Source organism: Actinomadura sp. 3N508, from assembly GCF_044326375.1.
Classification (GTDB): Bacteria; Actinomycetota; Actinomycetes; order Streptosporangiales; family Streptosporangiaceae; genus Spirillospora.
The window spans coordinates 18,364-31,792 of the sequence record NZ_JBIRAX010000008.1 but is presented as its reverse complement, the minus strand read 5'-3'; the positions used below and the strand labels follow the sequence as shown (position 1 = coordinate 31,792).

At 73.4% G+C, this 13,429-nt stretch carries 12 protein-coding genes; 3 read left to right on the top strand and 9 right to left on the bottom strand.

What is annotated here, in order from left to right; all coding sequences use genetic code 11:
• Positions 1-42: 42 nt before the first annotated feature.
• Complete coding sequence (locus ACH34S_RS26570; RefSeq protein WP_395955531.1) at positions 43-1,260, top strand: MFS transporter; 1,218 nt, start codon at positions 43-45, stop codon at positions 1,258-1,260.
• Between the two features lie 68 nt (positions 1,261-1,328).
• Entirely contained in the window at positions 1,329-3,131 is a 1,803-nt protein-coding gene (locus ACH34S_RS26565; RefSeq protein ID WP_395955530.1) for a serine/threonine-protein kinase, read from the top strand.
• Between the two features lie 49 nt (positions 3,132-3,180).
• Here ACH34S_RS26565 and ACH34S_RS26560 read toward each other — a convergent pair whose 3' ends face one another.
• The 8 genes from ACH34S_RS26560 to ACH34S_RS26525 all read right to left on the bottom strand — a co-directional run bounded on the left by ACH34S_RS26560 (position 3,181) and on the right by ACH34S_RS26525 (position 12,134).
• Positions 3,181-4,131 (bottom strand): electron transfer flavoprotein subunit alpha/FixB family protein, encoded by a 951-nt coding sequence (locus ACH34S_RS26560; protein WP_395955529.1) that lies wholly within the window; start codon positions 4,129-4,131, stop codon positions 3,181-3,183.
• A 23-nt stretch (positions 4,132-4,154) separates the two neighbouring features.
• On the bottom strand, positions 4,155-4,937 hold the full coding sequence (locus tag ACH34S_RS26555; protein WP_395955528.1) for an electron transfer flavoprotein subunit beta/FixA family protein: 783 nt from the start codon (positions 4,935-4,937) through the stop codon (positions 4,155-4,157).
• A gap of 158 nt (positions 4,938-5,095) precedes the next feature.
• The gene (locus ACH34S_RS26550; RefSeq protein ID WP_395955527.1) at positions 5,096-6,403 is read right to left on the bottom strand and encodes a hypothetical protein; all 1,308 of its coding nucleotides are present in this window, start codon (positions 6,401-6,403) and stop codon (positions 5,096-5,098) included.
• Between the two features lie 92 nt (positions 6,404-6,495).
• On the bottom strand, positions 6,496-8,418 hold the full coding sequence (locus ACH34S_RS26545) for a serine/threonine-protein kinase (RefSeq protein ID WP_395955526.1): 1,923 nt from the start codon (positions 8,416-8,418) through the stop codon (positions 6,496-6,498).
• Positions 8,419-8,459: 41 nt separating this feature from the next.
• Positions 8,460-9,356: a serine/threonine-protein kinase gene (locus tag ACH34S_RS26540; protein ID WP_395955525.1), complete on the bottom strand. Its 897-nt coding sequence runs from the start codon at positions 9,354-9,356 to the stop codon at positions 8,460-8,462.
• Positions 9,357-9,481: 125 nt separating this feature from the next.
• Complete coding sequence (locus ACH34S_RS26535; protein WP_395955524.1) at positions 9,482-10,432, bottom strand: acyl-ACP desaturase; 951 nt, start codon at positions 10,430-10,432, stop codon at positions 9,482-9,484.
• 210 nt (positions 10,433-10,642) lie between these two features.
• Positions 10,643-11,410, bottom strand: a complete 768-nt coding sequence (locus ACH34S_RS26530; protein ID WP_395955523.1) for an SDR family NAD(P)-dependent oxidoreductase — start codon at positions 11,408-11,410, stop codon at positions 10,643-10,645.
• A gap of 64 nt (positions 11,411-11,474) precedes the next feature.
• Positions 11,475-12,134 carry an NADPH-dependent F420 reductase gene (locus ACH34S_RS26525; RefSeq protein ID WP_395955522.1) on the bottom strand — a complete coding sequence of 220 codons (660 nt, stop codon included), beginning with the start codon at positions 12,132-12,134 and terminating at the stop codon, positions 11,475-11,477.
• Positions 12,135-12,231: 97 nt separating this feature from the next.
• On the opposite strand from ACH34S_RS26525, the gene ACH34S_RS26520 reads away from it, so the two are divergent.
• Positions 12,232-12,603 carry a winged helix-turn-helix transcriptional regulator gene (locus tag ACH34S_RS26520; RefSeq protein ID WP_395955868.1) on the top strand — a complete coding sequence of 124 codons (372 nt, stop codon included), beginning with the start codon at positions 12,232-12,234 and terminating at the stop codon, positions 12,601-12,603.
• Here ACH34S_RS26520 and ACH34S_RS26515 read toward each other — a convergent pair.
• Complete coding sequence (locus ACH34S_RS26515) at positions 12,590-13,372, bottom strand: enoyl-CoA hydratase/isomerase family protein (RefSeq protein ID WP_395955521.1); 783 nt, start codon at positions 13,370-13,372, stop codon at positions 12,590-12,592. The genes ACH34S_RS26520 and ACH34S_RS26515 overlap by 14 nt on opposite strands.
• Between the last annotated feature and the right edge of the window lie 57 nt (positions 13,373-13,429).

Below are 13,429 nucleotides of genomic sequence, written 5' to 3'. Positions count from 1 at the left end.
CGCGTAATGGAGCGTTCCACGACCGTCTGAAAGAGGTGACCCATGCTGTTCCGTGCCCGTTCGGGAACGTTCCTGACCTTCGCGCTGGCCGGCCTGCTGACCGGAGTGTGGGTGGCCCGCATGCCCGCCCTCGCCGCCAAGTTCGGGACGAACGAGGCCGAGATCGGCATCGTCGTCCTCGTCTGGGGGCTCGGCGCGATCGTCGCCATGCAGGCGCTGCGCGGCGTGATGGCCCGCGCCGGGAGCCGCGCCGCGCTGCGGGTCGCGCTGCCGCTGACGGCGCTGTCGTACGCGGCCGTCGCGCTCGCGCCCACCTACGGGGTGCTGCTCGCCGCCGTGGTGCTGTTCGGCATGACGTTCGGGATCACCGACATCGCGATGAACGCGCAGGGCAGCGTGGTCGAGCAGGCGCACCGGCGGTCGATCATGAGCGGCATGCACGCCGGGTGGTGCGTCGGCGCGATGAGCGGCGGCGTGTTCGGCGTCGTCAGCGCGGCGGCCGGGGTCGGGTTCACCGCGACCGTCCTCGCCACCGCGCTGCTGGCGCTGCCCGCCGGGCTCGCGCTCGGCCGCACCTACCTGCCCGACCCGCCCGCCCCGGCCGCGTCCGGGACGGGACGCAGGGCACGCCGCCTGCCGCCCACCGTCTACCTGATCGGCGTCCTGGCGTTCATCGCGTTCATGACCGAGGGCTCGATCGCCGACTGGAGCGGGCTGCTGCTGCACGACGAGATGGGCGCCACCGAGGCCGTCGCCGCGGCCGGATACCCGATGTTCGAGCTGGCGATGCTGCTCGGCCGGCTCGTCGGCGACCGCGTCCGGATGCGGCTCGGCACCCGCCGGCTGCTGGTCGGCGCCGGGCTCGGCACCGCGCTCGGCATGACGATCGTGGTGCTGGCGCCGGCACCGCCGGTCGCGATCGCCGGGTTCTTCGTGACGGGGCTGGTGGTCTGCACGGTCGTCCCGACGACGATCTCGCTGGCCGGGACGGCTGCGCCGGACCGTCCGGCGGCGGCCGTCGCGCAGGTCGGCGCGATGGGCTACGGCGGGCTGCTGCTCGGCCCGGTCGTGGTCGGGTTCCTGTCGGACGCGACGTCCCTGCGCGTGGGCGTCGGGACGGTGGTCGTGCTGGCGCTGCTCATCGCGGCCGGTGCCCGTTTCGTCCCGCTGCGCGCCGGGAGCGACTTCGCCGCGGCCGCGAGCGTCCCCGCGGGCACGGGCCGGGTGGGCGACGCGGAGCCGGAGCCCGTCGCGGCCTGACCCTTCTGGTCGGCCGCGTGATCCGATATAACCCCATCGGTGTTCTTTCCTGGTGATGGGGGCGGCGGATGGGCGAGTGGCGGGTCCCGGGCTACACGGAGCTGCGGGTGCTCGGCGAGGGCGGCCAGGGTCGCGTCGTGCTCGCGCGGCACGACGCGACCGGCCTGACGGCGGCGATCAAGTACCTGGCGGATCCGCTCGCCGGGGACGAGGGGTTCCGCACCCGGTTCCGCGCCGAGGCCGACCTGCTGCGGCGGCTGCGCAACCCGTTCGTCACCCAGCTGTTCGGGCTGGTCGAGGCACCGGACGGCGCCGCCATCGTCATGGAGGCGGTGGACGGCGCGCCCCTCAAGGCGGTGCTCGCCGAGCGCGGGCCCCTGGCGCCGGAGGCCGCGCTGACCGTGCTGAAGGGCTCGCTGCTGGGCCTGGCGGCGGCGCATGACGTCGGGATCGTCCACCGGGACTACAAGCCCGCGAACGTGATCGTCCGCGGCGACGGGCTGAGCAAGCTGATCGACTTCGGCATCGCCGTGGACGCGGGCGCGTCCGGGCGGTCGGGCACCCCCGTCTACATGGCGCCCGAGCAGTGGCGGGACGAGCCCGCCTCCCCCGCCACCGACGTGTACGCGGCGGCCTGCGTGTTCTTCGAATGCGTGACGGGGCGGCGGCCCTACACCGCCGAAGACCAGGCCGGGTTGATGGGCCGCCACCTGACGGCGCCCATTCCGGTGGAGGACGTCCCCGAGCCGCTCCGCCCGCTGATCGAGCGGGGGCTGGCGAAGAACCCGTGGGACCGCCCGCTCGGCGCGTCCGGGTTCGTCGCGGAGCTGGAGTCGGTCGCGTCGGGCGCGTACGGGCCCGGCTGGGAGGCGAAGGGCGTCCGGACGCTCGCGGGGGCCGCGGCGGCGCTGTCCATGCTGTTCCCGCTCACCGCGCTCGGCATCGGATCGGGCGGCGCGGCCTCGGGCGCGGCGGGAGCGGGGGCCGCCGGTGCGGGCGCCGCCGGATCGGGCGCGGGGGCGGCCGGGACCGCGGGCGCGGCGGGCAAGGGCGGGGTCATCAGCGCGCTCGGCGCGAAGGGGACGGCCGCCGTCGCGGGCGGGGCCGCCGCCGTGGCCGCGGGCGGCGGCGCGGCGGTCTACGTCACCGTCGCGGACGATGCGCCGAAGCCGAGGCCCATCGCGGCCCGGCTCGTCGCGCTCAGCGAGCCGCGCCAGGACATGGGCGGCGGGATGACGTTCCAGGCGCAGGGGCAGATCGTCCGGGTCACGGGCGGCGACGCCGCGCTCACCGGGAAGATCAACCAGGCGCTGCGGGCACCGCTCGAACGGCGCTGGACGAAGACCAGGAACGGCCTGAAGGACATCGGCCGCGGCGCCTACACCGACGTTGTGAGGCCGCAGATCCTGATGCGCAACGACCGGCTGCTGTCGGTCTGGTACACCGTCACTCTGCAGGGCGAGCGCGGGTCGGGCTGGGACACTCCGGCCGCCGCCGTCGTCGACCTGCGGACCGGGACGCTCTACCGGCCGCCCGGCCTGTTCCGCGCCGCGACCCCGCGGGCGCTCGCGCCGCTGGACGCGCGGATCGAGGCGAACATGCCCGGCGGCGGCTACTGCGGCGGCAACGCGGACCAGGCGGCTCCGCCGGGCGGGGCCGACACCCCGTCCAAGTTCGTCGACACCCCCGACGTCGCGATGGCGCTCACCCCGAAGGGCGTCCGGGTCGCGTTCCACGCCGGGCTGCTGGGCTACACCATGGCGTGCGGGACGCAGGACACGGTCGTCCCGTACGGCGAGGTGGACGCGCTGCTGAAGCCGGAGCTGCTGGCGGCCGCCCGCGCGCCGTCACCGTCGCCGGAACAGTCCTGAGACGCGGAACGCCCCGGCGGGCCGGCCGCCGGGGCGTTCACGCGCTGGGTCACTTGCGCTTGGTGATCTCCTCGGTGAGCTGCGGCGCGACCTGGAACAGGTCGCCCACGATCCCGAAGTCGACCAGCTCGAAGATCGGCGCCTCGGGGTCCTTGTTGATGGCGACGATGGTCTTCGAGGTCTGCATGCCGGCCCGGTGCTGGATGGCGCCGGAGATGCCGACCGCGATGTAGAGCTGCGGCGACACGGTCTTGCCGGTCTGGCCGACCTGGAACGAGTGCGGGTACCAGCCCGCGTCGGTCGCGGCCCGGGACGCGCCGACGGCGCCGCCGAGCGAGTCGGCCAGGCCCTCGATGATCGAGAAGTTCTCGGCGCCGCCGACACCGCGCCCGCCGGACACGACGATCGCGGCCTCGGTCAGGTCCGGGCGCTCGCCCTTCTCCTGGACGACCTTCTCCACGATCTTCGCGGCCTTGTCGGCGTCCGACAGCTCGACCGTGACCTGCTCCTCTGCCGGGGTGGCGGCATTGGCCTCGGGCGCGACCGAGTTCGGCCGGACGGCGATGATCGGCGTGCCGGTCTTCACCCGGGCGTGCGAGATGATGCCGCCGCCGAAGATGGAGTGCTCGGCGACGAAGCCGTCGGTGACGTCCACGACGTCGGTGAGCACGCCGGAGCCGGTCTTCACCGCGAGGCGGCCGGCGATCTCCTTGCCCTCGGCGGTCGCGGCGACGAGCACCGCGGCCGGGGACTTCTCGTTCACGAGCTGGGCCAGCAGCGCCGCCTTCGGCGCGACGACGTAGGAGGTCAGCTCCTCGTCGGCGGCAACGTACACCTTGCCCGCGCCGTACTCGCCGAGCCTGTCCTTCGCGCTCTCGTAGCCGGGGCCGACCCATACCGCGGCGGCCTCGCCGAGCCGGTTCGCCAGCGTCAGCAGTTCGAGCGTGACCTTCTTGACCTCACCGTCGACATGGTCGACGAGGACGAGAATCTCCGCCATTGTTCGCTAATCCCCTTCCCCGGTCAGACGAACTTCTTCGACGCGAGGAACTCGGCGATCTTCGCGCCGCCGTCGCCCTCGTCGGTGACGATCTGACCCTTCGCGCGCGGCGGCGCCTCGGCGAAGTCGACCACCTCGGTGGCCGCGTTCGCCAGGCCGACCTGGCCCGCGTCGATGCCGGCGTCGGCCAGGCCGAGCGTCTCCACCGGCTTCTTCTTGGCCGCCATGATCCCCTTGAAGGACGGGTAGCGCGGCTCGTTGATCTTCTCGACGACGCTGACGACGGCGGGCAGGGTGGCCTCGACCCGGTCGAAGCCGTAGTCGGTCTGCCGCTGCACCTTGATGGACGTCCCGTCGATCTCGACCTTGTTCGCGAGCGAGAGCTGCGGGACGCCGAGCCGCTCGGCGAGCATGGCGGCGAGCAGCCCGGTCCGCGCGTCGGTGGACTCCGACCCGAGGATTACCAGGTCGAACCCGGTGCGGCCGAGCGCCTGCTGGATCGCGTAGGACGTCTGCAGCGCGTCCGAGCCGGCGAGGCCGTCGTCGAGCAGGTGGACGGCCTTGTCGGCGCCCATCGCCAGCGACTTGCGGATGGACTCCGACGCCTTCTCGGGGCCCATGGACAGAACGGTCACCTCACCGTCGCCGGCGGCCTCCTTGATCCGCAGCGCCTCCTCGATCGCGTACTCGTCGAGTTCGTTGATGACGCCGTCCGCCGCGGCGCGGTCCAGCGTGCTGTCATCGGACTTCAGCTTGCGCGGGCTCTCCGTATCGGGAACCTGCTTCACCAGGACGACGATGTTCATGGCCGGTGGCCGACCTCCCTGCACTCACGTGGCCGCTGAGCTCAGCGGCGGATTCGATGTCACAGCCTGCCAAACACCCGAACGAGCTTCGGAACCGGGTCCCGGATTCGGCCATGCCCCCTCATGTTACTTGCGGGTAGCCAGTGGGCACAATTCGCTCAGAACCGGTTGACGGCGGTCTGCAACCGGTCCATCGTGCCCTCCAGCGAGCTCTGCAGCCCGTACATCGGCGAGAAGCTCGGCGTCAGCGACAGCGCGCCGAACACCGCCGCGAGCGCCAGCACACCGAGCACGATCACGGCGGCGGCGATGCGCCTCGGCCGCCGCGCGACGGACAGGAACATCCGCTCCAGCTGGCGGCGCGGGCCGCTGACGCCCGGCGCCGTCCACAGCACGGCCGCTCCCGTCCCGGCGCCGAACGCGCAGGCGCTGAGCGAGTCGATCTCCCCGCCGACCGCCGACACCGCGACGAGGCCGAGCGGCACGGCGACCGTGAACGCCGCCGCGTACGGGACGGTCAGCAGCGTCCGCCCGAAGGCCCAGGCCCAGCCGCGCGCCGTCGTCCCCGCGACCCGCAGCAGCGTGACCGCGCCCAGCGACAGGACCAGCCCCGCGATCGGCGCCATGATCACGACACCGACCGCGATCACCACGACCATGGCGGCGAGCAGCCGCGCCCAGCCCCGCGCCACGGCCAGCTCGTGCGCCTCCGCCGCCGTCGCGGAGGCGGCGGGCGCGGCCACGGGCGCTGCGGCCGGGGCCGGCGGAGGCACGGCCGCCTGCGGTTCGGGACGCCGCGGCGCGGGAGCCGTGGACATGGTCAGGCGGGAGGTCGCCGCGGCGAGTTCGGCCGCGGACGGGCGGGCACCGGGGTCGGGGTCCGATGCCGCCGCGACCAGCGGGCGCAGGCCGGTGGGCAGGTCGCCGGCGGGCGCCCCGGGGTCTCCGGTGGCGGCGAACGCCACGGTCGCGGCCCACGCCCGGATGTCCGCGCCTTCGCTCGCGCTCTCCGCCAGCGCGAAGTCGACGGCGACCGGCGCGCCGTCCACGACGAGGACCGTGTCGGGGCCCAGCGCGCCGTGCGCGAGCCCGGTCCGGTGGATGGCGGCGAGCGCCTTGGCCAGCCCGAACGCCATGCGGTGCAGCGCGTCGCCGGACATCGGGCCCTGCTCGGCGACCGTCTCCGCGAGCGGCCGTCCGGGGACGAACCTGGACACCACGTACGGGTGGGACGCGCCGGGGTCGCCGTCCAGGACGTCCACGACGTAGGGGCTCAGCACCTCGCGCATGCGGGCGATGTCGGGCCCGGCGCCCGGCGGGAGGAGCCTGATCGCCACGTCGCGGCCATCGGCCCCGGCCGCGCGGTGGACGGCACCGCCACCGGCGCCCGTTCCCGCGCCGCCGCCCAGCCGGGACAGCAGCCGGTACGGACCGATGTGCTCCTGGTGGCCGATCTCGCCGCTCATATGGGACGCCACCCTACCGACCGGAGGCGCCCCGCCATATTTGGTCCGGTCTCCTGTGGGGGACGACCCCCACACTCCCCGGAACGACCTTGTCACATGCCAGGCAGGCCGGCCACGAGCTCGCGGACGTCGGCGCGCAGGTCTTCCAGGCTTTGGCCCATGCCGTCCAGCGGGGTCGTGTCGGGCGGCTGCTCCTGGGCCAGCACGATCAGCACCACCGCGAGGATCCCGACGACCAGCGCACCGGCGAGCGCGGCCTCCGTGCGCGGGAACAGCGCGCCCCAGACCCGGGCCAGCTGCCGCCGTGGCGCGCCGCTGCCCGGCGCGAGGCAGAGCAATCCGATCACCGCCATGGCGGAGTAGGAGATGGCGTTCGAGGCGGTCATGTCGGACTTGGCGAAGATCAGCACGGCGAGCATGATCAGCCCGGCGATGACGCTGAGGGACGTCCACAGCACCGTGGACATCAGCGCGCCCGGCAGGTGCAGCGGCGTCCTGAACGCCGCGGCGACGGCGTCGCCGGAGCGCGGTCCGCGCCGCGTCTGCCGGCCCTCCATGCCCTTGGCGGCCTTGTCGGCCATCCGCAGGACGAGCACGCCGGCGATGGTCGCGCCGACGGCCAGCAGCGGCGCGATGTCGGCGAAGCCGAGCAGCGCCACCAGGACGAGCAGGCTGATGACCCGGTACCAGCCGTAGGGCTTGCGGCGGTCACGCTCGGCCCGGGCACGCTCCTCGACTCGGCGCTGCGCGTCCTGCGTCTGCGGGTCGTAGGGGCCGGGGCCGCGTTGCAGCGCGCCCGGCGGCGGCTGGTTCGGCGGCGGGTACTGCTGCGGCGGGTATCCGCCCTGGTCGTAGGGGCCGGGCGGGGCGTAGCCGCGCTGCTGGAACTGCTCGCCCGCCTTGAACGGAGCGGGCCCCGGCGGCGGGACGGGCGGCGGCGCGGCGGGCGGCAGCTGCCCGACGAAGTCGCGCGGCTGCGCCGGCGTGGGAGCCGGGGCCGGCGGGGGCCCGGGGGCCGGGATCGCGGTCGCGCCGGGCGTGGTGGGACGCGGCTGCTCCACCTCGTGCGGCGGCGGAGCGGGCACCGGCATGGAGAACTGCCGGGAGTGGTCGGCCGCGGTCTCGTCCACCGGCCGCGCGGCGGCGGGAGCCTGCGACGCGCTCGGCGACGGGTAGTGGCGGTCGACGCGGGTCTGGTCGGTGATCGTGGCTTCGAGGTGGATCCGCCGGGTGAGCTGCACCAGGTTCACCGCGGTGGGACGTTCGGCGGGATGCCGCGCCATGGCCGAGCGGAGCACGGGCAGCAGCGCGTCCGGCACGCCCTCCAGGTCGGGCGTGCCCTGCATGATCTTGTAGAAGATCGACTCGAAGGTGCCGGAGCCGAACGGCGGGCGGCCGGTCGCGGCGTAGGCGACCGTCCCGGCCCAGGCGTGCACGTCCGACGGCGGGCCCGCGTCCTCACCCTCGATGATCTCCGGCGCCAGGTAGCCGGGCGTGCCGATGACCATCCCGGTCGCGGTCAGCCGGGTCGCGTCGGCGCCCTGCGCGATACCGAAGTCGATCACGACGGGCTCGCTGTCGACGAGCATCACGTTGCCGGGCTTCATGTCCCGGTGGACGATCCCCGCGCCGTGGATCGCCGACAGCGCGGCCCCGAGCCCAACGGCGAGCCGCTGCAGCGCGGACCCGTAGATCGGCCCGGACTCCTCGACGATCTCTTCGAGCGTCCGCCCCGGCACGTACTGGGTGACGATGTAGGGCCGGTCGGCGGTCACGTCGGCGTCGAGGATCTCCGCGACGTGGGGGCTGTGCACCCGGCGCATCGAGTCGACCTCGCGGGCCAGCCGGCGACGCGCCGTGGCGTCCCCCGCGACCGCGGGCCGCAGCACCTTGATGGCCACGTTCCGGCCCTCGGGATCGGCGCCGAGATAGACGACGCCCATTCCCCCTTCCCCGAGGGTCTGGAGCACGTTGTAGTGGCCGATTCGGTCCCCGGACGTGACTGCTCCCTTCATCGTTTCCGAAACCCTACCCCCGTCGATCGTGCCCGAAGATGTCATCCGCGGCGGGCCGCGGGCACGCCGTGCCGCCTGTTCCCGGCCGCGGGACGTCCCGCCGCCGGGTCTCCGGCCGGACGTGCGGCGCCGCCGGCCGGTCGCGCGGCGCCGTCGACTTCGGCCAGGGCGCCGGCGAGCCATCGCGCCGTGGGGCGCTTGGCCGGGTCGCGCTGGAACGCCGCCCGCAGCAGCCCGGCCAGCGGCTCGGGCACGCCGTCGAGGTCGGCCCGGCCGCGCAGGATCCGGAAGCAGACGCCGTGCAGCGAGCCGCGCCCGAACGGCGGGCGCCCGGTCGTGGCGTACGCGACCGTCGACGCCCACGAGAACACGTCGGACGCGGCGGTGGCACGGTCCCCCTCGATGAGCTCCGGCGCCAGGTAGGCGGGCGTCCCCACGACCATGCCGCGCCGGGTGATCTGCTCGGCGCCCGACTCGTGCGCGATGCCGAAGTCGATCAGCGTCGGCCGGTCGCCCATCACGATCACGTTGCCGGGCGCGACGTCCCGGTGCAGGACGCCCGCGTCGTGGACGTCCCCGAGCGCGAGCGCCAGCCGCCGCGCGAACCGGGCGAGCCGGTCGCGGCGCAGCGGCCCGTACGCCGAGACCAGGTCGTTCAGCGGGCAGCCCGGCACGTACTGCATGACCACGTACGGCCGCTCCGCCGTGATCTCCCCGTCCAGCAGCCGCGCGACGTACTCGCTGCGCACGCGCCCCTGCGCGGACATCTCGCGGGCCAGCCGGCTGATCGCCTCCGGCTCCCCCGCCAGCCCCGCGCTCAGCTCCTTCACCGCGACCTCGCGGCCGCGGGGGTCCATGGCCAGGTGGACCACCGCGGTGCTCCCCCGGCCGATCTCGTCCAGCAACCGATAGCCGCCCAGCCGTCGATGCTTCCCCATGTCCCTTTTGACGCCGGGAACTGCCCCGACGTTCCGGACAAATCGGACCAAGCGATCTAGCCGGCGTTCGAAGGGCCGAGCGAAGCTCGTCGATTGAATGGTGGTGGGTGGGGGCTGGAGGACGGTCAGGCGCGGCGGGCGGCCTGGCGGGCTCGGCGCTCCTCGCGGCGGGTCTCGAACTTCGTCGCGGCCGCGTCCAGCCCGGCCAGGAACTCGGACAGCTCCTCGCGGGCCTTCTCGCCCTCGCCGGACAGGTCGGTGCGGTCGAAGATGTTCCACTTGCGCAGCACCGGAATGAGCACGTCGTCGTGGTGGAGCCGCATGTCGTAGATGCCCGCGTTGGCGATCACGACCGACTTGCGGAGGAACCCGTCGATGCTGTGGCCGGGCATCTGGAACCCCTTGACGACGTCGGTGATCGCCTTCATCGTCTCGTTCGGCGCCGCCTCCAGCGCGGCGGCCATCAGGTTCCGGTAGAAGATCATGTGGAGGTTCTCGTCCGCGGCGACGCGGGCCAGCATCTGCTCGCACAGCGGGTCGCCGGACGCCATGCCCGTGTTGCGGTGCGAGACGCGGGTGGCCAGTTCCTGGAACGACACGTACGCCGCGCCGTGCAGGAACGAGTCGCCGTGGTCGGCGTCGTAGCCGGCCTCCATGTGGCGCATGCGGGCGCGTTCCAGCGCGATCGGGTCGACCGCGCGGGTGGCGGTCAGGTAGTCGCGGATGACGATGCCGTGCCGGTTCTCCTCGGCCGTCCACCGGTTGACCCAGGTGCCCCAGGCGCCGTCGCGGCCGAACGCGGTGGAGATGGCGTTGTGGTAGCCGGGCAGGTTGTCCTCGGTGAGCAGGTTCACGATGAGCGACTCGCGCGCCTCGGCGCTCAGCTTCGACTGCTCCAGCGACCACGGCTCGCCGCCCAGCGGCCCGTCGAAGTCGCTGCCTTCGCTCCACGGTACGTACTGGTGCGGGAACCATTCCTTGGCCATCGAGAGGTGCCGGTTCAGTTCCCTCTCGGCCACCGGCTCAAGGTCGACCATCAGGTTGAGCTGGAACTTCTCTTCGGGGGTCACGGACATGCGGTTCCTTCGCTGACGAGGGCGGTCTGCCGGACGGGCACCGCCGTGCGCGCGGCGCCGAGAGGGCTCCTAGCAGGCCGGACTTCATAACCTACTAAAGCGTAGGTTCGATCGTCGCCACTGAGCGTGATCCCCGTCAAGTAAGCCCCGCCACAACCAACCGGCGGCGAGTTTTGTAGGTCCGAGCAATAAGGGGGTGGGAGGCGCGCGTCACCGCGTGTCGGCGGCCTGCTGCCACATGCGGTTCACCGCGGCCCTGAGCAGCGGCCTCGGGACGAGCCGCAGCGCCGGGAACGCGGCCTTGTACTGCATGCCCGGAATGCACAGCGCGCGTCCGGTCTCCACCGCTTCCAGCCCCGCCCGCGCGACGTCGTCGCGCCGCAGCCACAGCAGGTTGGACGGGACCTCGTCGTCGGTCCGCGTGAACCCCGGGCACAGCGCCGTCACGTGCACGCCCTTCCCCGCGAGCTCGGAGTGCAGGCTCTCGGAGAAGGACGCCACGTACGCCTTCGTCGCACCGTAGGTCGCGCTGCCCGGCGACGGCGCGAACCCCGACATCGACGCCACGTTCAGGACACCGCCCCGCGCCCGCTCGACCATCCCCGGCAGGACCGCGTGCGTGAGCCGGACCAGCGCGGTCACGTTCAGCTCGACCTGCGCGAGCTGGGTGTCGAGCGGCGCGTCCGCGAACGCTCCAAAAGCGCCGTACCCCGCGTTGTTCACCAGAAGTTCCACCGGGTCGGCGATCAGCCGTCCCTCGACCTCGGCGCGCTGCGGCGGGTCGGTCAGGTCGGCCGCCAGCACCTCCACCGCGACGCGGTACCGCTCCACCAGCTCGCGGGCCAGGACGTCCAGCCGATCGGCCCGGCGCGCCACGATCACCAGATCGGTCCCGCGGCCCGCCAGCAGGCGGGCGAAGCTCTCACCGATCCCGCTGGACGCACCCGTCACGAGCGCGGTGCGGTACGCGTGTCGCATGGCGCGAGATGCTATCGGCGGATCTTGACGGCGCCGGGCGGCTCGCCCAAGAAACTGTGGAGATTCACTGAGATGTGAGTTGCGGTGCGCCCCCGGAGTATTCGGGCGGCGGAATCATCGCGGCCGGGTCCTCGCCCGCGAACCACAGCCCCACCATGAACGCCGTGGCCGCCTCCAGCAGCCCGGCCCGCGCGAGCCCGCCACCGTCCATCGGCACGCACCCCAGGTCGGCCACCAGTTCCCGGACCACCGCCAGCGCCTCCGCGTCGTCACCGCACAGCGGGACGCCGAGCGGCCGTCCGCCGAACGCGGGCGGCGTCATCCGCCACACGCTCTCGTGGCACAGGTTGAACGCCTTGACCACCCGCGCGCCGCCGCTCGCATCGGCGATGCGCAGCGCCGCCGAGGGGCCGCCGTCCGTCTTCAGGGTCTCGAACGGCGGCTCCATCGGGTTGGTGCAGTCGATGAGCACGCGTCCGCCGAGCGGGCCCGCTTCGCGCAGGACGTCCTGGACGCCGTCGTACCAGACGGCGAGGAGCACCACGTCTCCGAACTCCGCCGCCTCGCGAAGCGTGCCGCCGGCCGCTCCGTGGCCGGTCCGCTCCGCGAGCGCGACCGCCTTCGCGGGCGTCCGCGCCCCGAACCGGACCTCGTGACCCTTGCGCGCCCATTGCGTGGCCAGCGCGTCCGCCATGTTCCCCGCACCCAGTACACCGATCCGCATGTTCGACCTCCCCCTCGATTACCGTCGGACGGGACGCTAGGCGGACCGTTAGGCACCATCCGGTGCGTATCGGGCAGGGCAGAATCGCGGGGTGCTCATGGACGAGATCCAGCTCGACGAGATCCGGTATGCGGCCGACTGCCGGACGCGGCTCGGCCTCGACCTGCTGTCCGGCACCTGGACCGGCGTCGTCCTGTGGACGCTGCGCAACGGCCCGCTCCGGCCACGCGAACTCCAGGACCGGATCGGCGGCATCAGCCACAAGGTCCTGACCGAGACCCTGCGCCGCCTGGAACAGAACGGCCTGGTCACCCGACGCCGCTACGCCGAAGCGCCGCCGCGCGTCGAGTACGACCTGACCGGCCCGGGGCGCGGCATGCTCGAACCCCTCTTCGCCCTGAGCCGATGGACGGAGCAGTACGCCGACGAGGTCCTCGACGCCCAGGAGCGCGCCGTCAGCGGCCTGTGAACTTGGCCTTGCCGGGGCCTTCCTCCATGAAGCTCCGCATGCCGGCGGCCTGGTCCTCGGTGGCGAACAGGGCGGCGAACTGGGTCCGCTCGATCTCCAGCCCGGTCTCCAGATCGACCTCCATGCCCGCGTCGATGGCCTGCTTGGCGGCGCGGAGCGCGATCGCGGGCCCGCCGACGAACGTCGCCGCCCATTCCTTCGCGGCCGTGTAGACGTCCGCGTCCGGGACGACCCGGTCGACCAGCCCGATCGCGAGGGCCTCGTCCGCCGCGACGTGCCGGCCGGAGAAGATCAGGTCCTTGGCCTTGGTCGGCCCGATCAGCCGGGACAGCCGCTGCGTCCCGCCCGCGCCGGGGATGATGCCGAGCTGGATCTCCGGCTGCCCCACCTTCGCGCTCTCGCCCGCCACGCGGAAGTCGGCGGTCAGCGCGGTCTCCAGCCCGCCGCCGAGCGCGTACCCGGTGATCGCGGCGATCACCGGCTTGGGGATCCCGGCGAGCGCCCGCGCGAAGTCCTGCAGCAGCCGCGAGTGACCGGCCGACATCTGCGCGTACGACATCGGCGCCATCTCCTTGATGTCCGCACCGGCCGCGAACACCTTCTCGCCGCCGTACAGGACGACCGCGCCGACGGCGTCGTCCTGCGTGACCTGCCTGGCCGCGTCGATCAGCTCGCGCTGCATCTGGGCGTTCAGGGCGTTCATCTTCGGACGGTCCAGCCTGATCGTCGCGATCCCGTCCTCGACCTCGACCCGTACGAACTCGCCCACGGCGACCCTCCTGCGTGATATCGGCGGCAACGTCCCGAGCCTAACGCGGCGGTTCGG

Bases quoted from the DNA above. Each gene is read 5' to 3' on its own strand.
- ACH34S_RS26570 (WP_395955531.1), top strand. From the start codon at position 43: ATGCTGTTCCGTGCCCGTTCGGGAACGTTCCTGACCTTCGCGCTGGCC.
- ACH34S_RS26565 (WP_395955530.1), top strand. From the start codon at position 1,329: ATGGGCGAGTGGCGGGTCCCGGGCTACACGGAGCTGCGGGTGCTCGGC.
- ACH34S_RS26560 (WP_395955529.1), bottom strand. From the start codon at position 4,131: ATGGCGGAGATTCTCGTCCTCGTCGACCATGTCGACGGTGAGGTCAAG.
- ACH34S_RS26555 (WP_395955528.1), bottom strand. From the start codon at position 4,937: ATGAACATCGTCGTCCTGGTGAAGCAGGTTCCCGATACGGAGAGCCCG.
- ACH34S_RS26550 (WP_395955527.1), bottom strand. From the start codon at position 6,403: ATGAGCGGCGAGATCGGCCACCAGGAGCACATCGGTCCGTACCGGCTG.
- ACH34S_RS26545 (WP_395955526.1), bottom strand. From the start codon at position 8,418: ATGAAGGGAGCAGTCACGTCCGGGGACCGAATCGGCCACTACAACGTG.
- ACH34S_RS26540 (WP_395955525.1), bottom strand. From the start codon at position 9,356: ATGGGGAAGCATCGACGGCTGGGCGGCTATCGGTTGCTGGACGAGATC.
- ACH34S_RS26535 (WP_395955524.1), bottom strand. From the start codon at position 10,432: ATGTCCGTGACCCCCGAAGAGAAGTTCCAGCTCAACCTGATGGTCGAC.
- ACH34S_RS26530 (WP_395955523.1), bottom strand. From the start codon at position 11,410: ATGCGACACGCGTACCGCACCGCGCTCGTGACGGGTGCGTCCAGCGGG.
- ACH34S_RS26525 (WP_395955522.1), bottom strand. From the start codon at position 12,134: ATGCGGATCGGTGTACTGGGTGCGGGGAACATGGCGGACGCGCTGGCC.
- ACH34S_RS26520 (WP_395955868.1), top strand. From the start codon at position 12,232: ATGGACGAGATCCAGCTCGACGAGATCCGGTATGCGGCCGACTGCCGG.